Raw genomic sequence first — 22,155 nt, 5'->3', positions numbered from 1 at the left:
TCTGTCCATCGCGCATCGCCAGAGGTATCCTTCGCCGATTCCGGAGGATCGCCCATGACCGCCCCCCGCGCCGCGCCCACCTACCGCGTCGACCCGTTCGACCTGCGCCTGTTCGCCGCCGTCGTGGAGCACGGCTCCATCACCGCCGGGGCGCGCCACATCCACCTCTCGCTGGCCGCGGCGAGCACGCGGCTGCAGCAGCTGGAGCACGCGCTCGGCGCCACCCTGCTGCGGCGCTCCAAACAAGGCGTGCGCACCACCGACGCCGGCCGCACCCTGCTGTTGCACGCGGCGCGCCTGCAGCGCGGCATGGAAGCGCTGCACGCCGACATGGCGGCCCATGCCCACGGCGTGCGCAGCACGGTGCGCGTGATCTGCAACACCGCCGCCATGACCGAGCACCTGCCGGGGCTGCTCGGCCGCTTCCTGGTCGAGCACCCGGACATCGACGTCGACCTGCGCGAACTCAGCAGCCTCGACGCGCTGCTCGGCATGCGCCAGGAGCAGGCCGACATCGGCATCGTGTCCGACCACGTGGGCACCGAAGGCCTGGCCACCCGGGTCTTCCGCGAAGACCGGCTGGTGGCGGTGCTGCCCCGGCAGGGCGCGCGCGCCACGCGCCGGCCGCTGCCTTTCGTGGACTTGCTGGACCGCCCCTTCGTCGGGCTGCCGGTGGAGAGCGGCCTGAGCCGCCTGCTGCACGACCAGGCCTTGCAGCATGGCCGGGGCCTGCACCACCGGGTGCGGGTGCGCGGGCTGGACGCGGTGATGCAGCTGGTGGGCGAGGGCGTGGGCGTGGCGGTGGTGCCGCAGGCCACGGCGCTGCGCCTGGCGAACGAGCGCGTGGTGGTGCGCCCGCTCGGCGATGCCTGGGCCACGCGGCGCCTGCTGCTCTGCACGGCGGGCGATGCGCCGCCCGGCGCGGGGGCGGCGGCCCTGCACGCCTTCCTCGCCCGGCACAGCGAGGCCTAGGGCCGGCCGCCGCGCCGAGGCCCACGCCAGTGGGTGGCCGCGCCGAGGCGCCGTGAGGGTCTCTCGGCGCTTTTTTCATGGCGACACGCCGTGCAACCCCTCCCAACCGTTCGTCGGATTGATTTTTAACAATCTTTTAACTAATTGTTGGCTAATATAAGTGAGTGAGTGCTCGCGGCTGCTATCGAATATAGAGCTGAAAAATTGTCCAAAATTTGAATGGTATTTCAAAAAATAGAATAAAAACAACAATCTATTAACGATTGAATTCATGCCAGGGCATGTTTTTTCCTACAGCACTTTTTCAAACTCATGACTTTTAACGCACTAATTAAGTCGTGAATTTGTAACAAGCTGCATGCCCCGATACAGTGCGCACCTGTAACCAAATGCATTGAAGTGCCCGGGCCCCGGTCCGTGTGCCGCCGTGCGATGGCGTTTCAGGTCCACCGGGCCGGGCGCCCCAAGGGACACGCGACGGTCGTTCGCGTGCCACTCAGAGGGAAAAAACATGCTTCGATTTTTTGCACGTGGCCAGGCCACGGGTGAGGGCACGCCTGCGCGTTCGCCAGCCTTCCTGCGCGCGCTCGGCCTGTGGGCGGCGGCCACGGTGTTCTCGGTGGGCGCGGCCCAGGCCACCCTGGTGGTGAGCCAGGCGGTGAGCGCCAGCACGATCGCGGTGGGCGACCGCACGCGACTGACCATCACCATCAGCAACAGCGACACGCAGGAAGACAACGCCGCGCTGACCAACACCCTGCCGCCGCAGCTGCGGTTCTATCCCGCCGGCCACCCGGGCTACGTGGCCCCCACGAGCACCTGCGTCGGCGCGTCGATCAACCTCGGCGCGGGCCCCGGCGGCGTCCACCGGCTCCAGGTCAGCGGCTTCACCATCCCGCCCCACGTCGGCGGCGTGGACGGCAGCTGCACGATCTCGGTGGACCTCACCTCCTACGACGGCGGAGACATCTGGGACAACGTCATCAACCCCGGCGACCTCTCGCCCGCGGCGGTCTCGGCGGCGACGCAAAGCGTGTCGGTCACCGAACTCAGGAGCCCCACGGTGTCCAAGAACCTGGGCGGCGCCACGCTCACCCAGGGCCTCTCGCGCACCGCGACCATCACGCTGAGCAATCCCAACAGCGCGTACAACATCCCGCTGACCAGCTTCACCGACAACCTGCCTTCCAACCTGCAGGTCACCGGCGTGGTCTCCAACACCTGCGGCAGCACGGCGGGTTTCACGGCCAGCAGCGTCACCCTCACCGGCGGCGCGATTCCCGCCGGTTCGCCCGGCACCTGCCAGCTGCAATTCACCGTGCGCGGCGTGCTGCCGGCCGCCACCGCCTCGCAGGCCGGCACCAACAGCCTGCCCGCCGGCGCCGTGGGCAACACGCGTGGCCTGACCTCGCCCGCGGACACCACCAACATCACCGTCAACAGCCCGATCACGGTGGCCAAGGGCTTCTCGGTCACGCCGCTGACGGCGGGCGCCGACTCGCTGATGACCGTGCGCATCGGCAACAACAGCGCCGCCGCGCTCACCGGCGTCGGCCTGAGCGACACCACCGTGGGCGCGCGCTGGCCGGCCGCGCTGACCAACTCGGGCGCCATCGGCGCGGCCCAGCTCAGCGGCTGCGGCGCGGGCGCGAGCCTGGTCGCCGGGCCCGGGGGCCAGGGCTTCGTGCTCGCGGGCGCCGAGATCGCCGCCGGCGGCGAATGCCGCGTCCAGTTCAACGTCACCTCGACCACCACCGGCACCCACACCAACGCGCTGCCCAGCGGCGCGGTGAGCAACACCCAGGGCTTCACCTCGCCCGCGAGCTCGGCGCCGATCGAGGTGCGCGACAACGCGCTCACGGTCGCCAAGGCGATCACCCCGACCACCGTGGCGCCCGGCGACGTGGCGCTCTTCTCGGTGGCGGTCACCTCGTTCAGCCTCACGCCGCAGACCAGCGTGAACTTCACCGACACCCTGCCGGCGGGCATGGTCTACGTGGACGCCACCGCCGGCGGCATCACGCCCGTCATCAGTGGCGGCTGCAGCTTCGCCGCCGGCGTGCCCATGCCCACGCCGCTGGCCACCGCGCCGGGCTTCAGCTTCAACTTCCCCGGCGCCGCACCGGGCGGCACCACCTGCGTGGTGAGCTTCACCGCGCGCGTGCCGGCCAACGCCGTGCCGGGCGCCACGCTCACCAACGGCAGCTTCAGCGCCGGCAACGGCACGGTCACGGGCAGCTCGGGCGCGGTGAGCCTCACGGCGGTCAACCCGCTGGTGGTCACCAAGACCTTCGACGGCGTGACCGCGCGCCAGCGTTTCCAGGGCGCGCCCTCGGTGGCGCAGATCGAGCTGACGAACAACAACTTTTCGGCGCTCGCCGGCCTCGCCTTCAGCGACAGCCTGCCCGCCGGTCTGCGCGTGGCCGACCCGGCCAACGCCACCACCACCTGCGGCGGCAGCGTCAGCGCCAACCCGGGCGACACGTCCTTCTCGCTCAGCGGCGGCAGCCTGCCGGCGCGCGCGGGCACCAGCCCCTTCTCGCCCGGCCAGTGCAGCGTGCGCGTGAACGTGGTCGGCGGCACGATCGGCGTGCACACCAACAGCATCCCGGCCTACAACGGCAGCAACGCGGCCGCCACCGTCAGCGCCACCGGCACGGTGGCGAACGTGCCCGGCACCACGGTGCGCAACCTCAACGCCACCTCCGCCACGCTGGAGTACCTGCCCGCGCTGACCGTGGCCAAGACCTTCCTGACCAACCCGGTGCAGGTGGGTGGCACCAGCCGCGTGCGCATCACGCTGGGCAACACCGGCAACGGCCAGCTCACCGGCGTGCGCGCCACCGACCCGCTGGCCGGCACCGGCCTCACGCTCGCCACCCCGGCCAAGGCCAGCACGACCTGCGCCGGTCCCGTGGTGCTCAACGCGCCCGACGGCGGCAGCACCGCCTCGATCAGCGGCGCCACCATCGCGGGCGGCACCAGCTGCGACTTCCTGTTCGACGTGCTGAGCACCAGCGCCACGCCCTCGGTCAACACGCTCGCGCCCGGCGCCGTCTCGGCCGACGGCGGCGTGGCCAGCACCGGCACCACCACGGCCACGCTCAACAAGGTCACCAGCCGCGTGAACCTGACCAAGAGCTTCGCGCCCACCTCCATCGCCGGGCCCGGCAGCGTCTCGCGCCTGACCATCGTCATCGACAACACCACCGCCACCGCGCTGACCGAGCTCGCGGTGGCCGACAACATGCCCGTCGGCATGGTGGTCGGCGTGGTGCCCAACGCCAGCACCACCTGCCCGGGTGGCCAGGTGGCGGCAGAGACCGGCACCCGCCTGGTGCGCCTGAGCGGCGGGACGCTCGCCGGCAACGCCAACTGCACGGTCTCGGTGGACGTCACCTCCAGCGTCGTCGGCACGCTCAACAACACCCTGCCGGCCGGCGCGGTCACCAACACCCAGGGCGTGACCAACGCCAGCCCCTTCACCGCCAACCTCGGCGCGCTCGCGGGCATGGGCGTGGAGAAACACTTCGAGCCCTCCGCCGTGGCGGCCGGACAGCCCGCGCGCCTGGTGATCCAGGTGCGCAACTCGCTGCCGCAGGCGCTCACCAACATCTCCACCACCGACCACCTGCCCGCCGGCATGGTCGTGGCCAGCCCGGCCAATGTCAGCACCACCTGCGCGGGCGCGGTGATCACCGCCGTCGGTGACAAGGTCTCGTTCCGGGGCGCGCAGCTGCCCGTCGGCCCCAGCGTTTGCGAGGTGCGCGTCAACGTGGTCGTGCCGGTCGCGGGCGCCTACGTCAACACCATGCCGGGCGGCACCGTGATCGCCAACGACGGCGCGGTGACCAACCCGCAGCCCGGCCCCAGCGCCACGCTGCACGTGCTGCAGCCACCCACCATCGCCAAGGCGTTCGCGCAGGGCACCGTCGCGCCCGGCGTGGCCAACCGCCTCACGGTGACCATCAGCAACCCCAACGCCGCCCAGGCCCTGACCGGTGTCGTGCTGCGCGATCCGCTGCCCACCGGCCTGTTCGTGGCCCAGGTGCCCAACGCCTCGACCACCTGCGCGGGGGGCACGGTGAGCGCCGTCGCCTCGGCCGACAGCGCCCAGATCGCCGGCGCCACCGTGCCGGCCGGGGGCTCGTGCAGCTTCGCCTTCGACACCGTCTCCAACGTGCCGGGCCTGTACACCAACACCATCCCCGCCGGGGCGATCACCAGCAACGAGGGGGTCAGCAACCCCGACCCGGCGAGCGCGCCGGTGCGCGTGCTGGAGCCGCCCATGGTGGTGAAGGCCTTCGTGCCGCCGAGCATCTCGCCCAACGGCGTGTCCCGCCTGACCATCACGCTGGGCAACGCCAACCCGGCGGCCCAGACGCTGGCGCAGGCGCTGGACGACACGCTGCCGGCTGGCGTGCTGGTCGCACCCACGCCCGCCATCGGCGGCACCTGCAGCACCGGCTCGGTCACGGCCGCGGCCGGCACGGCGCTGGTGCGCTACGCCAGCGGCGCGAGCATCCCGCCCGGCGGCTGCACGATCTCGGTGAACGTCACGGCCAGCGTGGCCGGCACCTACCCCAACCGCATCCTGGCCGGCGCGCTGCGCACCGACGCGGGCAGCAACCCCACGCCGGCCGAGGCCCCGCTGGTGGTCAGCCCGCTGGGTTCGATCTCCGGCCGCGTCTACCTCGATGCCAACAACGACGGCGTCTTCACCGCCGGTGAAGCGCCGCTGGCCGGCCAGGCCGTGAGCCTGCTGCGCGCCAGCGACGGCCAGGTGCTGCAGAAGACCACCACCGACGCGGGCGGCTTCTACGTCTTCAGCGGCCTGGTGGATTCCGCCACCCTGGGCTCGGCCTACACCGTGCGCTACCTGCGCTCGGGCAGCGACTCGGTGGGCGGCAGCGCGCTCGCGCCGTCGAGCGCGCTCAACGCCTCGAGCCGCAGCTACCAGGCCCGCGTGAGCGCCGCGACCGCGGCCGAAGCCAGCCTGGTGGGCGGCACCGGCCAGGTGGCCACGCCCAGCGTGGACGGCACGAACGCGGTCTCGCTGCGCAGCGGCATCCGGCTCGACGCGGCCGGCGGCAACGTGGCCAGCTCGGTGGGCAACCACTTCGGTGAACTGCGCGCCTCCGAGATCGCTGGCCAGGTCTACCGCGACGACAACCACAACGGCGTGCCCAACGGCACCGAGCCCGGCCTGCCGGGCGTGCAGATCACGCTGGTGGGCGTGGACGACCGGGGCAACCCGGTCTCGCTGACCACCACCACCGATGCCAGCGGCCGCTACCGCTTCACCGACCTGCGGCCCAGCTGCAGCCCGCTGGCGGCCCCGACCTGCCCGGGCTACGTGGTCACGCAGGGCGCGCAGCCCGCCGGCACGGTCAACGGCATTCCCACGGCCGGCACGGTCAACGACCTGGGCTCGGGCGGCGCCACCGGCACCGCCGGCACGGCCTCGAACAACGCGCCCGCCATCAGCCACGGCGCACCGGCCTACAGCATCCCGGCCGGCACCAGCCGCATCGCCGGCATCGTGCTGCCGCCCAACGCGCGCTCGGCCGGCAACAACTTCGGCGAGATCGGCAACGACCGCAGCATCAGCGGCCGCATCTTCACCGACGGCAACGGCGACGGCGCCTTCAACGGCAGCGATGCCGGCGTGGGCAGCGGCGCGGGCGGCGCGAACAACGTGCCGCAGACGCTGATGCTCACCGGCAACGACCTCAACGGCAACCCGGTGTCGATCACCACCACCACCGACGCCAGCGGCCAATACAACTTCACCGGCGTGCCGCCGGGCACCAGCTACACGGTCACCTGCACCACCTGCGCGCCCCCGGCCGGCTTCCTCAACAGCACCGCGCCGCTGGCCTGGCCGGGCAGCACCGGCGGCACGGCCGGCGGCACCCAGGCCGTCCCCGCGATCACCGGCATCGACCTCAGCGGCGTGAAGACCGCCTCGGTGGACAACCACTTCACCAAGACCCTGCCGGGCAGCCAGATTTCGGGCGTCGTCTACTTCGACCCCGACAACAGCGGCGGCGTGTTCACGCCCGACGACCAGCCGGTGCCGGGCCGCACCCTGGAGCTGCGCGACCAGGCGAGCAACGCGCTGATCGCCACCACCACCACCGACGCCAGCGGCGCCTACAGCTTCAGCGGCCTGCCGGTGGGCAACTACCGCGTGCTCATGCCGGCGCTGCCGACGGGCACCACCCACGGCATCACCAGCGCCGGCACGCTGGCGGGCGCGCCCAACGGCACGCCCAGCGCACCGGGCGCCGCGCCCGCGTCCATCGCCAACATCGCCGTGGCCGCGAACCAGAGCACGGCGCACCACAACTTCCCGCTGGTCGCCAACATCCAGATCGCCGGCCGCGTCTACGAAGACCGCGACTTCGACGGCCAGTTCGGTGGCACCGACGTGGGCCTGCCCGGCGGCACCCTGGGCCTGGTCGGCACCGACGCGTTCGGCAACGCCATCACGCGCTACACCACCACCAACGCCAGCGGCCAGTACAGCTTCACCGGCCTGGCGCCGGGCAACTACACCGTGCGCCAGACCCAGCCGCTGGGCTACACCAGCGTGGCCAACTCGCCCGGCCCCGTGACCGGTGGCAGCGCCGGCACCGTGGGTCCGCTCGGTGGCGCCGTGGAGACCATCGCGCTGCGCTTCGTCGCCACGCCCGGCGCGGCGCTGCAGGTGAACTTCGGTGAAACGCAGGGCGAGGGCGTGCGCGGCTACAAGTCCGCCCGCATCGTCTCGCCGGCCGCCGCCCTGGGCGTCTCGCCCGGTGCCGAGGTGGTCTGGCAGGTGATCTACCAGAACGACAGCGCCTACCCGGTCACGGTGGACGTGCGCGACACGCTGCCCGACTTCATGACCCGCGCCGGCGCGCCCGCCATCACCCATGGCGGCGGCAACGGCGGCGTGTTCACGCCCAACGCCGGCTTCACCGGCACCGCGGGCGGTGACCTGCTGGGCTCGGCGAACCTGCCCGCGGGCGCCTGGGTGTCGGTCGACATTCCGGTGATCGTCACGGCCGGCGCCACCACCACGCGCTTCAACCAGGCCACGGCCGGCCCCACCGGCATCCGCACCGACGCGGTGGACAACGGCACGCCCACCGGCGGGCCGGGCCAGCCGCCCTCGGGCGTGATCCCACCGGGCAGCGTGCCGCAGACGCCGTACCAGACCCCGGGCCTGGACGCCACCGGCGTGCCGCTGTCCTCGCTGCCCGCCGCGCTCTCGGGCTTCGTCTGGCGCGACAACAACGGCGACCGCCGCCGCGACGGCAATGACACGCCCATCCCCGACTGGGCGGTGGAAGTGGTCGGCAGCGACGGCCAGGCCGTGGCCTGCCGCCTGGTGCCGTCCAACAGCGCGCAGGGCTGCGTGAGCATGCCCGACGGCCGCAGCCTGTTCCGCACCGGGGCCGACGGTGCCTACGGCGTGATCGGCCTGGTGCCCGGCGACTACAAGGTGTACTTCCGCGACCCGGCCAACAACGTCATCTACGGCACGCCGCAGAACAGCGGCGCCGACACGAACTCGCGCCTGGCCCGCGAGCGCGACCACCTGGCCGTCTCGCTGCAGCCGGGCGCCAACCTGCAGCAGCAGGACCTGCCGCTCGACCCCTCGGGCGTGGTCTACGACGCCAACACCCGCGCGCCGGTCGACGCCTCGCTGGTGCGCTTCTGCGGCCCGGCCGGCTTCAACCCGGCCACCATGCTGGTGGGTGGCGCGAGCTACGTGGCCGTGGGCAACTGCGCGCAGATGACCACCGGGCCGCTGGGCTTCTACCAGTTCCTGCTGGCCCCGGGCGCGCCCACCGGCGAGTACACGCTGAGCGCCTCGGCGCCCAACTACGCGCCCACGCCGATCGCCTCGATCCCGCCGGCCCCTGGCGTGTTCACGCCCTCGGGCGCCTCGCCCTACCTGGTGCAGGCCCAGGCCGGCCCGCCGCCGATCGGCCAGCCCACCACCTACTACCTGCGCCTGAACCTGGCGCCGGGCATGCCCGACCTGATCCACAACCACATCCCGCTGGAGCCCTTCAACGGCGCCGGCCTGTTCCTGCAGAAGCAGGTGCTGCGCGACGTGGTCGAGATCGGTGACTCGGTGCAGTACACGCTGCGCGTGCAGAGCCCCAACGGCGCGGCGAGCAACGTGGTCATCACCGACAGCCTGCCGGCCGGCCTGCGCCTGATCCCGGGCACGGTGGCGCAGGACGGCGTGGTCGTGGCCGACCCGGCCGGCTCGCCCGGCCCGGTGCTGAACTTCGCGCTGGGCAACTTCGCCGCCAACACGCCGGTCACCGTGACCTACCGCGTGCGCGTCGGTGTCGGCGCCCAGCAGGGCGACGGCATCAACCGCGCCCAGGCCGCGGGTGTGGTGGGGGGCGTGCCCGTCACCTCCAACCGCGCGCAGGCCCGCATCCGCATCACCGGCGGCGTGTTCTTCCAGGAAGCCTGCGTGATGGGCAAGGTGTTCATGGACTGCAACCGCAACCGCATCCAGGACGCCGAGGAAGTCGGCATCCCCGGCGTGCGCCTGTACCTGCAGGACGGCACGCACCTGGTCTCCGACAGCGAAGGCAAGTACAGCATCTGCGGCCTGCCCGCGCGCACCTCGGTGCTGCGCGTGGACCCGACCACGCTGCCCGCCGGCAGCCAGCTCGTGACCAGCAGCAACCGCAACGCGCTGGACGCCGGCAGCCTGTTCCTCGACCTCAAGTTCGGCGAGCTGCACCGCGCCGACTTCATCGAAGGCAGCTGCTCGCCCGCCGTGCTCGAGCAGGTGGAAAACCGCCGTCGCCTCGGCCAGATCGTCGCCCCGCTGGTCGACCCACCGACACCCACCCCGCGCGTCTTCCGCTCCGGCCCGCCGGCCCGCGTGGGAGGTGCGAAATGAAAGCCCGTCTTCCCATGCGATCCGCTCTGACCTCGGCCGTGCTGCTCCTGCCCCTGGGCCTGGCGCTCGCGCAGACCACCGCGCCCCTGGCCCCGCGTTTCACGCCCCTGGCCCCGGGCAGCGACCCGGCCCGCGGCCCGGGTGAGACCGCGCTGCCCGCGCCCACCACCGCGCTGCCGCTGGCCGCGAACTGGCGCGCCACCAGCCTGGCCGACCACGGCCAGCTGGTGCTCGAGGCCGCGCAGGACCAGGTCGCCGCCGACGGCCGCTCGGTCGTGCTGCTCACCCTGCGCCTGTTCGACCGCGACGGCCAGAAAGTCACCACGCCCACCGACGTGACCGTGGCCACCACCCGGGGGCGCGTGCGCCTGCCCGATGCCGCCGTGGACGAACCGCCGCGCCAGAACCTGCGCCTCACGGTGCGCGGGGGCGAGGCCGTGGTCGAACTCGTCGCGTCCTATGAGCCGGGCGATGCCAAGCTGCAGGTGCAGTCCGGCAACGTGGTGGTGCACGGGCGCGTGGGCATGGTGACCGAGCGCCGGCCCATGATCGCCGTCGGCGTCATCGAAGGCACGCTCGACCTCAGCCGCCTCAAGGCCTCGCAGGTCAGCCCGGCGCGCGAGAACGACGGCTTCGAGCTCGAGATCCAGCGCCACGCCAACGGCTTCGACAACGGCAAGGGCTCGCTCGGCGCGCGCACCGCGTTCTTCCTCAAGGGCGTGGTGAAAGGCGAGACCCTGCTCACCCTGGCCTATGACTCCGAGAAGGAAAGCCGGGGCCGGCTGTTCCGCGACATCCAGCCCGACCAGTACTACCCGATCTACGGCGACTCCTCGCTGCGCGGCTTCGACGCGCAGTCGCGCCAGCGCCTGTACGTGCGGGTCGACCAGGGCCGCTCCTTCGTGCTGTTCGGCGACTTCAACACCGGCACCGGCGGGCCCGCGCGCGAGCTCAGCCGCCTCAACCGCTCGGTCTCCGGCCTGCAGCTGCACCACGAGGGCGAGACCTTCGAGGCCAACGCCTGGGTGGTGCGCGACAACGTCGCGCAGGTGGTGGACGAACAGCCCGCGCGCGGCGTCTCCGGTCCCTACCGGCTCTCCAGCAGCGAGGGCATCTCGGGTTCCGAGAAGGTCGAGATCCTCACGCGCGACCGCAACCAGCCCTCCATCATCCTGCGCGCCGAGCCCATGGTGCGCTTCGTGGACTACGAGTTCGAGCCCTTCGCCGGCAGCGTGGTGTTCCGCGCGCCCGTGCCCTCGGTGGACGCGAACATGAACCCGATGTCGGTGCGCATCACCTACGAGGTGGAGCAGGGCGGGCCCAAGTACTGGCTCGGTGGCGTGGACGGCTCGTGGCGCATCACGCCCGCGCTCGAAATCGGCGCCAGCCACGTGGAATCGCAGGACCCGTCCGACCCCTACACGCTCAGCGGCGTGAACGCCACGCTGCGCCTGGGCGAGCAGAGCTGGGCGCTGGTGGAGCTGGCGCGCTCCGACCGCGAGGCCCTGGGCGAGCGGGGCAAGGGCGACGGCGCGCGCGTGGAAGTGCGCCACCAGGGCGAGCGGCTCGACGCGCGCCTGTGGGCCGGCGAGACCGACCGCGAGTTCTCCAACCTCTCGTCCTCGTACAACGGCGGGCGCGCCGAGGCCGGCGCGGTGGCGAGCTACCAGATCAACGAGGACTGGTCGCTGCGCGTGGACGCCATGCGCTCCGAAGACAAGGCGGTGGAAGCGGTGCGCGAGACGGCCTACGCCGGCGTGCAGTACCGCCTCACGCCCAAGTGGACCGTGGGCGTGGGCCTGCGCCATGGCCGCGACGAAGGCGGCGTGCCCAACGCGGCCTCCGCCTGGGGCGTGAACATCCCGCAGACCTCGGGCTTCACGCCGTTCCAGATCAACGCGCCGCTGTTCTCCGCCGCGCCGGGCCAGACGCGCAGCTTCACCGCGCTCTCGCTGAGCGCGCAAGGCCAGCTGAGCGACCGCCTCACCGTGCTCGGCGAGCTCGAGCAGGACGTGGAGAACGCGCGCGGCCAGCGCATCACGCTCGGCGCCGACTACCGGCTGAGCGAGCAGTTCCGCGCCTACGGCCGCGCCGAGGTGTCCAAGGGCCTGGGCGGCGTCAACGGCCTGGCCACCGACGGGCGCGAGACCGCGCTCGTGGCGGGCCTCTCCAGCGAGACCTTCCGCGACGGCGAAGTCTTCAACGAGTACCGCCTGCGCGACGCGATCTCGGGCGAGGACGCGGTCAACGCCATCGGCCTGCGCCAGACCTTCCGCGTGGCCGAGGGCGTGCGCTACAGCGCCAGCGTCGAACACCAGAAGGCGATCGCGGGCGATGCCTCGTCCGCCACCGCGCTCACCGGTGGCATCGACCTAGCCTACGACCCGACCTGGCGCGCCACCGGCCGCCTGGAGTGGCGCCGCGACCGCAACCACGACGCCTGGCTCTCCACCCTGGGCACCACGGTGAAGATCGACCGCGACTGGTCTTTGCTCGCGCGCAACACGCTCTCGCTGCAGAACGCGCGCCACGCGGGCGCCTACGACCAGTGGCAGGACCGCTTCCAGATCGGCGCGGCCTACCGCCAGACCGACCTCAACCGCGTCAACGCGCTCGGCCTGTACGAGCTGCGCGCCGAGAACGACGAGAACCCCGGCGTGGACTACCGCCGCACCTCGCACGCGGTCTCGCTGCACGCCGACTACCACCCCAGCCGACCCTGGTGGCTCACCGGGCGCCTGGCCGGCAAGCGCGTGTCCGAGCGTTTCCTCGGCGGCATGCGCTCGAACTACACCGCCTGGCTGGTCGGTGGCCGCATCACCTGGGACCTGTCCGAGCGCTGGGACGTGGGCCTGCAGCACCACCTGATGTGGAGCCCGCAGGGCAACACACGCCAGGACTCCTTCGGCGTCGAAGCGGGTTACCTCGTCAAGGCCAACCTCTGGCTGTCCTTCGGCGTGAACCTGCGCGGCTTCCGCGACGACGAGCTGACCGGCGCGGCCTACACCCGCAAGGGCGTGTACCTGCGGCTGCGCTTCAAGTTCGACGAGACCCTGTTCCGGGGCAGCGATCCCGCCACCAACCGCGCCCTGAGCCCGCTGGCTTCGGCCGCCCGTCCCTGATCTGTTGAGAGGCCCTTGCCATGACTTCCAAATCCTTTCTTCTGTCCCTGCTGGCGCTGGCGGCCCTGAGCGGCTGCGCCGTGACCGACCCGCGCGCCACCGACCGCGCGCCCGGCGCCGTGCCGCCCTTCGCCGAAGCCACGCGCTTCACCGACGAGGCGCAGCGCGCCGACCACCGCACCCTGCAATCGGTGCAGGACCGCCTGGCCGCGCTGCAGAAAGACGGCCGCGTGCCCCAGACCAGCTACCCCTGGGCCAAGGCGCAGTGCTGGCTCGACATGGCGCGCCAGAACTACCACGAGAACGACCGCGGCCCGGTGATCGGTGAGGCGCTGGCCGAATCCGTCAAGCTGGTGGAGGCGCTGGAGAAGGGCACCACGCCGGCGGTCACCAACCCCCTGATCGGCGGCGCCGTGCGCCTGCGCGAAGACCTGTGGGCGCGCGCCGAACGCGGACGCACCGGCGCGGGTGCGGCCTGCGTGGCGGCCCAGGCCGCGTGCCTGGACGTGCAGCTGGTGTGGATGGGCCACGAGTACGCCGAAGGCGGCTGGCGCCATGCCAACCCCTACATCGGCATGGCCGAAACCATGGCCGCGCGCCTGGAGACCGAGCAGGCGGCCTGCGCCGGCCCGGCCGTGGCCGCCGCGCCCGCGCCGGTGGTGGTCGAGCGGATCATCGAACGCCTGGTGCTGGCCACCGACGCGGTGTTCGAGTTCGACCGCTCGGGCCTGAACGACATCGGCGCGGCCGGCCGCGCCCGCCTGGACGTGCTGGCCGATCGCGCCAAGGGCCTGCAAGGCATCGAACGCATCGTGCTGATCGGCCACACCGACCGCCTGGGCAGCGACGCGCACAACCAGCCGCTCTCGCTGCAGCGCGCTACCGCCGTGCGCGACCACCTCGTGGCGCGTGGGCTCGATGCCGCGCTGTTCACGGTGGAAGGCAAGGGCAGCGCCGAGCCGGTGAAGACCTGCAGCGACGGCCTGGCGCGCAGCGCGCTCATCGCCTGCCTGCGCGACAACCGGCGCGTGGAGGTGGAGATCCGCGGGCGGGTGCCGCCGGTGTCGGCTGTGCCTCGACGCTGATTCACATCCACGGGCTTCTGAATATGTCTGCGGATATGAGGGCGCAGTGGTTTGCTCAGTCCATCTTCCTGAAGGGGTATCCCCCTTCGTAGGCGATCCATCCCGTGCCCTGGTTGCACGCGATTTCCCTGTACATGAAAGACTTCACCACCCGCTCCCCGCCCAGCTCACAGATGGCCCCTTTTTCGACGATGAACTTCAACTCATCGGCTTCATCTGCCTCCTTGAAAACCCTGACATCTTCAAGCGCTTCCCACTTTCCCTCGGGTTTTTTGCAGCTTGGCAGAAGGGTCATGCAGAGAAGGGTGAGGAGAATGGCTTTCATCTCTTCGGATAGTCGATGATCCTGACGACCCGCTTCGACTTCTTGATGGTGGTCAGCAACTCTTTGGGAGCCACACCAGCTGTCGACGCGGGGGCAAAGAAAAATCTGGGGTCGTGAGCCAGTATGCCAATGCTTTCGAGAACATCGGCGACATTGGTCGAACAGCTGTTTGATATCAGGTTGTAACCTTGGCCCAGGTTCTTCCTTCGCTCAAATTCACGGCGCATCTTTTCGCGCTCTGCCGGCGAAACGCGCAACACCACGCCAATCGAGTCGCGATACGAATTTCTGACGATGTAAACATCTTTGGGCCGCCGGTCATACCCATCGTGTGACATGCCGTAAACCATGCCATCGATCTCCATGGCAACGTGGCCCCATTGCGAACCCCGGCTGACGATCCGACCGTCGCTGACGATGATCTCCACAGTCGTTGAATCGGTTGCGATTGGCTTGATGGAGGTATCACCGTGTGGCGTGCTTTTGACCCTTGCAATCAAACGCAGGACTTCTCCGTCCGGGCTCTGAATGACTTCTTCAGGCATTCGATCACCCCGCGATGTAAAAATTCATCTCCCTGGCTTGTTCGCCGGTGAGATGAAGTTGGGTGCGTCCGGCTTCGTCTGTCGTGTGGAATTCGATGGGACCGTTTCCCTTTCGCACGCCGTAGTAGGTATTGCTCATGGCATTGCCCAGGGCATCTCTGAGTACGTAGAGATCATCAAATCCGGTTTTGTTGTTCAGATGCAATGCCTCTTGCATCAGGCTGATCGGGGCACTTTCTGCAATCAGCACCGCACCGCAGGTGGTTGAGTGCCCCTCGGTTGACATGGGCAGAGCCGCATTCGTGTCTGTGCATTGGTCCAGTCCTTCTGCAACCACAAAGAAGTGGGGCTTGCATTTCGGGCAATAGACCTTGTCGCCCTTGCGGACAACAGGAATGTTGTGCCATGAGTTGGTCGCGCTCCCAGAAATGACGACTCCTCCGTGGCTGGTTTTGTCGCCCAGCACACATTGGGATTTGCCGTGCAGATTCATTCTTTGAGCCATATAGTCCCATTTCTTGGATGATTCGGAAGAAATGCAGTATAAAAGTTTTAAATTACGACATGTCCAAACATCCATGTCACTGTCTTGTGTGGCCGCGTGAAGGAGGATTGGCATCGCGTTTTCCCCTGCCGCAAGGCTTTCGCTGATCCAGTGCCGCATTGGCCGACTCAAGGCATCTTCTTGCGGATGGCCGCCTGCAGGGTCTGCAGTTCCAGCAAGACCTCGCGCACCACTTGGCTGCCCCAGGCGTCCTGCATCTGGCGCTCGTTGCGCACCATCACCAGCCGGCTCGGGCAGCTCGGGCCTTTGAGCCGGCGCAGCACCACCTGGCGCGGTGCCATCAGCGCGCACGAGGCCGGCTCAAGCCCGCGCGTCGAAGCCTTCGGCCAAGGCCCCGCGCAGCCACGCCACGAAGGCCGACACCGCGCGCGGCACGTGGCTGGCGTAGGGCCGGATCGCGTAGATCTGCGGGCTGAAGCTGCCCACCGAGGCCCAGTCCTCCAGCACCTCCACCAGCTGGCCCGAGCGCAGCGCCGCCTGCGCGCTGAAGTCCGGCACCAGTGCGATGCCCAGGCCCGCGATGGCGGCGTCGCGCAGGGCCTCGCTGTTGTTGGCGCAGAACGGGCCCGACACCGGCACCGTGATCCGCTGGCGCGGGGCCTTGCGCCGGCCTTCGGGCGGCAGAAAATGCCAGGCCGGCGTGTCCTGCGCGCGCGGGTAGTGCAGGCAGGCGTGTTGCGCGAGGTCGGGCGGCGCGGCCGGGTGCCCGTGGCGCCGCAGGTAGTCGCGGCTGGCCACCAGCACCGAGCGCGTGGCGCACAGCGGCCAGGCCACGTGCGTGTCCGGCGGCGCGGCGGTGTGGCGGATCGCGAGGTCGAAGCCCTCGGTGGCCAGCGAACTCAGGCGGTCCGACAGGTCCAGCTCCAGCCGCACCTTGGGGTGCTCGCGCGCGAAGGCCGCGATGCGGGGCACCAGCTGCTGGCGCGCGAACGCCACCGGCGCCGTGACCCGCACCAGGCCGGCCGGCTCATCGGCCAGGTCGCGCACGCTGGAAAAACTCTGCGCGATGCGCTCGAACGGGTCGCGCAGGCCGTCCACCAGGCGCTGGCCGGCCTCGGTCAGGCGCACGCTGCGCGTGGTGCGCTGCACCAGGGGAAGGCCGGCGGCGCGCTCCAGCTCGCTGATGCGCTGGCTCATGGCGGCCTTGCTCACGCCCAGGCGCTGCGCCGAGGCGGTGTAGCTGCCCTGCTGCGCCAGCACCGTGAGCCAGTGCAGGTGCATCCAGAGGTCTTCCACTTTTTTGTCATTCATGGCCCTATTGTTCACCATGGCAAACAATCAATTCAGGTCCGGCCACTAGGCGAGGGGTTTTCCGCTGCCTAAACTGGGCCTCATTCCTTCGACACCCTCCCGCGAGACCGCCATGGCCACCACCCCCCATTCCATCGACCACTTCATCCACGGCGCCGTGAACGCCGGCAGCTCGCCGCGCCGCCAGGACGTGTACAACCCCGCCACCGGCGCGGTGAGTGGCAAGGTCGCGCTGGCGAACGCGGCCGACGTGGGCGCGGCCGTGGCCGCCGCGCAGGCCGCGTTTCCCGCCTGGGCCGACACGCCGCCGATCCGCCGCGCGCGCGTGATGTTCAAGTTCCTCGAACTGGTGAACCTGCACAAGGACGACCTGGCCCGCCTGATCACCGCCGAGCACGGCAAGGTGTTCACCGACGCGCAGGGCGAGGTCTCGCGCGGCATCGACATCATCGAGTTCGCCTGCGGCATCCCGCAGCTGCTCAAGGGCGACTTCACCGACCAGGTGTCGACCGGCATGGACAACTGGACCCTGCGCCAGCCGCTGGGCGTGGTCGCCGGCATCACGCCGTTCAACTTCCCGGTGATGGTGCCCATGTGGATGTTCCCGGTGGCGATCGCCGCGGGCAACACCTTCATCCTCAAGCCCAGCCCGATCGACCCCTCGGCCTCGCTGTTCATGGCCGAGCTGCTCAAGCAGGCCGGCCTGCCCGATGGCGTGTTCAACGTGGTGCAGGGCGACAAGGAGGCGGTGGACGCGCTGCTGGTGCACCCGGACGTGAAGGCCATCAGCTTCGTCGGCTCCACGCCGATCGCCAACTACATCTACGAGACCGGCGCGCACCACGGCAAGCGCGTGCAGGCCCTGGGCGGCGCGAAGAACCACATGGTGGTGATGCCCGACGCCGACCTGGACCAGGCGGTGGACGCGCTGATCGGCTCGGCCTATGGCTCGGCCGGCGAGCGCTGCATGGCCATCAGCGTGGCGGTGCTGGTGGGCGACGTGGCCGAGCGCATCATGCCCAAGCTGGTCGAGCGCACCCAGGCGCTCAAGGTGCTCAACGGCACCAACCTCGCGGCCGAGATGGGGCCCATCGTCACGGCGGCCGCGCACACGCGCATCGCGGGCTACATCGAGGCCGGCGCGAAAGAGGGCGCCACCCTGCGGGTGGACGGCCGGGGCTTCCAGGGCGGCGACGCGGGCGAGGGCTGCGACCACGGCTTCTGGATGGGCGGCACGCTGTTCGACCACGTGACCACCGACATGAAGATCTACAAGGAAGAGATCTTCGGCCCGGTGCTCAGCTGCGTGCGCGTGCCCGACTTCGCCAACGCCGTGCAGATCATCAACGACCACGAGTTCGGCAACGGGGTGAGCTGCTTCACGCGCGATGGCCACGTGGCGCGCGAGTTCGCGCGGCGCATCCAGGTCGGCATGGTCGGCATCAACGTGCCGATCCCGGTGCCCATGGCCTGGCACGGCTTCGGCGGCTGGAAGAAGAGCCTGTTCGGCGACATGCACGCCTACGGCGAGGAGGGCGTGCGCTTCTACACCAAGCAGAAGTCCATCATGCAGCGCTGGCCTGAAAGTATCGGGAAAGGTGCCGAGTTCATCATGCCCACGGCAAAGTAGGAATCCCCCTGCGCGCCTTCGGCGCTTCCCCCCGGTGGGGGGACGCTGTCTTGGGCCGGCGGAGCCGGACCCTTGACAGCCCTGGTATCTTCGCCGGCGACATCACAACGACAACAACATTGGGACAAGCATGAGTGAGACGACCTTCGACTACATCGTGATCGGCGGCGGCACCGCCGGTTGCCTGATGGCCAACCGGCTGTCCGCCGACCGGAGCAAGCGCGTGCTGCTGATCGAGGCCGGCCGCAAGGACGACTACCACTGGATCCACATTCCCGTGGGTTACCTGTACTGCATCGGCAACCCGCGCACCGACTGGCTCTACCAGACCGAGGCCGAGGCCGGGCTCAACGGCCGTGCGCTGCGCTACCCGCGCGGCAAGACGCTGGGCGGCAGCTCCAGCATCAACGGCATGATCTACATGCGCGGCCAGTCGCGCGACTACGACCAGTGGGCCGCGCTCACCGGCGACGACGCCTGGCGCTGGGAGAACGCGCTGCCCGATTTCAAGCGCCACGAGAACCACTACCTGGGCGACGAGCAGAACGCCGCCCAGCGCGACCCGAACTTCCGCGCGTACCACGGCCACGGCGGCGAATGGCGGGTGGAGAAGCAGCGCCTGCGCTGGGACGTGCTCGACGCGTTCGCCGAAGCCGCGCAGCAGGCCGGCATCCCGCACAGCATCGACTTCAACCGCGGCGACAACGAAGGCGTGGGCTATTTCCAGGTGAACCAGAAGGAGGGCCTGCGCTGGAACACCGCGCGCGCCTTCCTGCGCCCGACCTGTTATGGCCGACCCAACTTCGAGCTGTGGAACAGCGCGCAGGTCACGCGCCTGGTGACGCAGCGCGGCGCCGACGGCGAGCTGCGCTGCACCGGGGTGGAGGTGTGGGACGGCGTGGCGCACGTGACCGCCGAGGCCACCGGCGAGGTGGTGCTCTGCGCCGGCGCCATCGGCTCGCCGCAGATCCTGCAGCTCTCGGGCATCGGCCCGGCCGCGCTGCTGCGCCAGCACGGCATCGACGTGGTGGTGGACCTGCCCGGCGTGGGCGCCAACCTGCAGGACCACCTGCAGATCCGCTCGGTCTACACCGTCAACGGCGCGCCCACGCTCAACGTGCTGTCCTCCTCGTGGATGGGCAAGGCGCGCATCGGGCTGGAATACCTGTTCAAGCGCAGCGGGCCGATGAGCATGGCGCCGTCGCAGCTGGGCGCCTTCACGCGCAGCGACCCGGCCCAGCCCTACGCCAACCTCGAATACCACGTGCAACCGCTCTCGCTCGATGCCTTCGGCGAGCCGCTGCACAGCTTCCCGGCGTTCACCGCCAGCGTGTGCAACCTCAACCCCACGAGCCGGGGCACGGTCAACATCCGCAGCGCGAATTTCGAGGACGCGCCACTGATCGCGCCGAACTACCTGAGCACGGCCGAAGACCGGCAGGTCGCGGCCGACAGCCTGCGCGTGACGCGCAGGATCGTCGCGCAGCCGGCGCTGGCCAAGTACCAGCCCGAGGAGTTCAAGCCCGGCCTGCAGTACCAGACCGACGAGGAGCTCGCGCGCCTGGCCGGCGACATCGCCACCACCATCTTCCACCCGGTGGGCACCACCAAAATGGGCCGCGCCGACGACCCCATGGCCGTCGTCGACAGCCACCTGCGCGTGCGCGGCGTGGCCGGGCTGCGCGTGGTGGACGCGGGCGTGATGCCCACCATCACCAGCGGCAACACCAACAGCCCCACGCTCATGATCGCGGAGAAGGCCGCGACCTGGATCGTGGCAGGAGAGTGACCCCCCTGCGCCGCTGACGCGGCTTCCCCCTGAGAGGGAGGACGACCCCTGGGGCCGGCGGAGCCGGACCCTCGGTGTCTCTGGATGCGACTACCTCAACCGGCCGACGTACTGGTTTCCGTCACCTTTGCCGCGCAGCGCCTCGGTGGCGACGTCGAGCAGGGTCTTGCGCGGCGGCACGCCCATGGCGGGAATGGCGGCCTCCAGCTTCTCGGCCCAGGGCAGCAGCTCCTCGTGCCCGTCGCTCGCGGCTTTTTCGCGCGCATGGCGCACGATCTCGCGCGCGTAGTCGGCGTTGGTCGCCATCCACTCCGTGTCCGTCACCCGGCCGGTCTTGCGCCGCAGCAGCACGTGCAGGTGGGCGGCGATGGCGAAGGGGTCGGGCGCGGTGCTCATGGGGGTGGTGCCGCTGTTCAGTGGCCGAGCTGTTCGTTGTGCAGGGACACATCCAGCCCGGCGCGCTCCACGCCCTCGCGCACGCGCAAGGTGGTGAAGCGCGAGGTGATCCACAGCACGACCGCCGTCATCACCAGGCTGTAGGCCAGCACCGCCACGCAGGCGATCAGCTGCGCCAGCAGGCTGGCCTGCACGCCTGAAATGGCCGGGTCGGCCAGCACGCCGGTGAGCAGCGCGCCCACCAGGCCGCCCACGCCGTGCACGCCGAACACATCGAGCGAGTCGTCCGCGCGCAGCTGGCGCTTGAGCGCGGTCGCGCCCCAGTAGCAGGCCACGCCGGCCACCAGGCCGATGAGGAGCGCGCCGCGCGGCGTGACGAAACCGGCCGCCGGCGTGATGGCCACCAGCCCGGCGACCACGCCCGAACACAGGCCCAGCAGCGAGGCGCGCTTGCGCGCCAGCCACTCGGCGGCCATCCAGGCGAGCGCGCCCGAGGCGGCCGCCACGTGCGTGACCAGCAGGGCCAGGCCCGCGCGGCCGTCGGCGGCCAGGGCCGAGCCGGCGTTGAAACCGAACCAGCCCACCCACAGCAGGCCGGTGCCGGCCATGGTCAGGCCCAGGTTGAACGGCACGAAGGGCTCCTGCCCGTAGCCCGAGCGTGGGCCCAGGGCGTAAGCGCAGACCAGGGCGGCCGCGCCGGCGTTGATGTGCACCACCGCGCCACCGGCGAAATCCAGCGCACCCAGCTGCGCGAGCCAGCCGCCCGGTTCCCACACCCAGTGCGCGACCGGCGCGTACACCAGCAGCAGCCACAGGCCGGCGAACAGCAGCAGCGCGCCGAAATGCATGCGCTCGACCAGCGCGCCCACCACCAGCGCGCAGGTGATGATGGCGAAGGTGAGCTGGAACATCGCGAACACCGATTCCGGCACGTGCTGCGCGATGTGGCTCACCGCCACCTGGCCGGTGGTCCCCAGGTAGTCCATGCCCGAGAAGCCCATGCGGCCGAGACCGCCGATGAAGCCGCCCAGCGCGCCGCCGGGGGTGAAGGCCAGCGAATAGGCCAGCGCGAACCACAGCACGCTGACCACGGCGGCGATGCCGACCACGCTCGCCATGGTGTTGATCACGTTCAGGCGGCGCACCATGCCGCCATAAAACAGGGCGATGCCCGGCAGCGTCATGAGCAGCACCAGCGCGGTGCTGACCATGAGCCAGGCCGTGTCGGCCCCCTGGATGGCGCTGGCCGCGACCAGGCTTGGCGCATCGAGCGTGACTTTTGTCACGGCTTCTGTGGTTTCGCCTTGCGAGGCGGCCAAAAGTGGCCAGAGCAAGGTGGGCAGGAGCAGGCCCCGCCGAACGAAATAGCGGTATTGGTGCATGAATGGCTCTCTTCCAACGACGAACAGACCGTTGCATTTCCTGTGCCAAACCGCCAAAAAGCAAGGGAAAGCCCGGATGCACAGCCCTGGTGCGGGCCGCTACAGTGCATGCACTCGCCAACAGCGCCCAGCGCTGGTGACCGCGGGGGACCGAGGAGACAACCCAGTCC

General features: G+C 70.3%; 13 protein-coding genes. 6 read left to right on the top strand and 7 right to left on the bottom strand.

Annotated elements, in window-relative coordinates:
* The first annotated feature begins 54 nt into the window (after window positions 1–54).
* The 4 genes from ABSY19_RS13085 to ABSY19_RS13070 all read left to right on the top strand — a co-directional run bounded on the left by ABSY19_RS13085 (window position 55) and on the right by ABSY19_RS13070 (window position 14,102).
* Window positions 55–972, top strand: a complete 918-nt coding sequence (locus ABSY19_RS13085) for a LysR family transcriptional regulator (protein WP_382163321.1) — start codon at window positions 55–57, stop codon at window positions 970–972.
* A 511-nt stretch (window positions 973–1,483) separates the two neighbouring features.
* The gene (locus ABSY19_RS13080; RefSeq protein WP_382163319.1) at window positions 1,484–9,895 is read left to right on the top strand and encodes an SdrD B-like domain-containing protein; all 8,412 of its coding nucleotides are present in this window, start codon (window positions 1,484–1,486) and stop codon (window positions 9,893–9,895) included.
* Window positions 9,896–9,909: 14 nt separating this feature from the next.
* Entirely contained in the window at window positions 9,910–13,017 is a 3,108-nt protein-coding gene (locus ABSY19_RS13075; RefSeq protein WP_382163317.1) for a hypothetical protein, read from the top strand.
* Window positions 13,018–13,037: 20 nt separating this feature from the next.
* Entirely contained in the window at window positions 13,038–14,102 is a 1,065-nt protein-coding gene (locus ABSY19_RS13070) for an OmpA family protein (RefSeq protein WP_382163315.1), read from the top strand.
* Between the two features lie 55 nt (window positions 14,103–14,157).
* Here the strand turns inward: ABSY19_RS13070 and ABSY19_RS13065 are convergent, their stop codons facing one another.
* The 5 genes from ABSY19_RS13065 to ABSY19_RS13045 are packed head-to-tail and all read right to left on the bottom strand — an operon-like array spanning window position 14,158 to window position 16,788.
* Entirely contained in the window at window positions 14,158–14,427 is a 270-nt protein-coding gene (locus ABSY19_RS13065; RefSeq protein ID WP_382163313.1) for a hypothetical protein, read from the bottom strand.
* Complete coding sequence (locus ABSY19_RS13060) at window positions 14,424–14,972, bottom strand: hypothetical protein (RefSeq protein WP_382163311.1); 549 nt, start codon at window positions 14,970–14,972, stop codon at window positions 14,424–14,426. Before ABSY19_RS13060 ends, ABSY19_RS13065 begins: the two co-directional genes overlap by 4 nt.
* A 4-nt stretch (window positions 14,973–14,976) precedes the next feature.
* A complete protein-coding gene (locus tag ABSY19_RS13055; protein WP_382163309.1) occupies window positions 14,977–15,636 on the bottom strand; it encodes a PAAR domain-containing protein in 660 nt (219 codons plus the stop codon).
* Between the two features lie 8 nt (window positions 15,637–15,644).
* Window positions 15,645–15,818 carry a hypothetical protein gene (locus ABSY19_RS13050; RefSeq protein ID WP_382163307.1) on the bottom strand — a complete coding sequence of 58 codons (174 nt, stop codon included), beginning with the start codon at window positions 15,816–15,818 and terminating at the stop codon, window positions 15,645–15,647.
* A 19-nt stretch (window positions 15,819–15,837) separates the two neighbouring features.
* A complete protein-coding gene (locus ABSY19_RS13045) occupies window positions 15,838–16,788 on the bottom strand; it encodes a LysR family transcriptional regulator (protein ID WP_382163306.1) in 951 nt (316 codons plus the stop codon).
* Window positions 16,789–16,900: 112 nt separating this feature from the next.
* Here ABSY19_RS13045 and ABSY19_RS13040 point away from each other — a divergent pair, with 112 nt between their 5' ends.
* Both ABSY19_RS13040 and ABSY19_RS13035 read left to right on the top strand, forming a co-directional pair.
* Window positions 16,901–18,418, top strand: coding sequence for a CoA-acylating methylmalonate-semialdehyde dehydrogenase (locus ABSY19_RS13040; protein WP_382163304.1), 1,518 nt, complete (start codon window positions 16,901–16,903; stop codon window positions 18,416–18,418).
* A 130-nt stretch (window positions 18,419–18,548) separates the two neighbouring features.
* A complete protein-coding gene (locus ABSY19_RS13035) occupies window positions 18,549–20,207 on the top strand; it encodes a GMC family oxidoreductase (protein WP_382163303.1) in 1,659 nt (552 codons plus the stop codon).
* Window positions 20,208–20,297: 90 nt separating this feature from the next.
* On the opposite strand, the gene ABSY19_RS13030 is transcribed toward ABSY19_RS13035, so the two are convergent.
* Window positions 20,298–20,603 carry a hypothetical protein gene (locus ABSY19_RS13030; protein WP_382163301.1) on the bottom strand — a complete coding sequence of 102 codons (306 nt, stop codon included), beginning with the start codon at window positions 20,601–20,603 and terminating at the stop codon, window positions 20,298–20,300.
* Window positions 20,604–20,620: 17 nt separating this feature from the next.
* Window positions 20,621–21,985 carry an ammonium transporter gene (locus ABSY19_RS13025; protein WP_382163299.1) on the bottom strand — a complete coding sequence of 455 codons (1,365 nt, stop codon included), beginning with the start codon at window positions 21,983–21,985 and terminating at the stop codon, window positions 20,621–20,623.
* Between the last annotated feature and the right edge of the window lie 170 nt (window positions 21,986–22,155).

The organism is Hydrogenophaga sp. ANAO-22 (assembly GCF_042466645.1).
Lineage (GTDB): Bacteria > Pseudomonadota > Gammaproteobacteria > Burkholderiales > Burkholderiaceae_C > Hydrogenophaga.
This window is presented reverse-complemented; position numbering and strand designations above follow the sequence as displayed.

Coding starts and splice junctions, on each gene's coding strand:
- ABSY19_RS13085 (WP_382163321.1), top strand. CDS start 55: ATGACCGCCCCCCGCGCCGCGCCCACCTACCGCGTCGACCCGTTCGAC.
- ABSY19_RS13080 (WP_382163319.1), top strand. CDS start 1,484: ATGCTTCGATTTTTTGCACGTGGCCAGGCCACGGGTGAGGGCACGCCT.
- ABSY19_RS13075 (WP_382163317.1), top strand. CDS start 9,910: ATGCGATCCGCTCTGACCTCGGCCGTGCTGCTCCTGCCCCTGGGCCTG.
- ABSY19_RS13070 (WP_382163315.1), top strand. CDS start 13,038: ATGACTTCCAAATCCTTTCTTCTGTCCCTGCTGGCGCTGGCGGCCCTG.
- ABSY19_RS13065 (WP_382163313.1), bottom strand. CDS start 14,427: ATGAAAGCCATTCTCCTCACCCTTCTCTGCATGACCCTTCTGCCAAGC.
- ABSY19_RS13060 (WP_382163311.1), bottom strand. CDS start 14,972: ATGCCTGAAGAAGTCATTCAGAGCCCGGACGGAGAAGTCCTGCGTTTG.
- ABSY19_RS13055 (WP_382163309.1), bottom strand. CDS start 15,636: ATGCGGCACTGGATCAGCGAAAGCCTTGCGGCAGGGGAAAACGCGATG.
- ABSY19_RS13050 (WP_382163307.1), bottom strand. CDS start 15,818: ATGGCACCGCGCCAGGTGGTGCTGCGCCGGCTCAAAGGCCCGAGCTGC.
- ABSY19_RS13045 (WP_382163306.1), bottom strand. CDS start 16,788: ATGAATGACAAAAAAGTGGAAGACCTCTGGATGCACCTGCACTGGCTC.
- ABSY19_RS13040 (WP_382163304.1), top strand. CDS start 16,901: ATGGCCACCACCCCCCATTCCATCGACCACTTCATCCACGGCGCCGTG.
- ABSY19_RS13035 (WP_382163303.1), top strand. CDS start 18,549: ATGAGTGAGACGACCTTCGACTACATCGTGATCGGCGGCGGCACCGCC.
- ABSY19_RS13030 (WP_382163301.1), bottom strand. CDS start 20,603: ATGAGCACCGCGCCCGACCCCTTCGCCATCGCCGCCCACCTGCACGTG.
- ABSY19_RS13025 (WP_382163299.1), bottom strand. CDS start 21,985: ATGCACCAATACCGCTATTTCGTTCGGCGGGGCCTGCTCCTGCCCACC.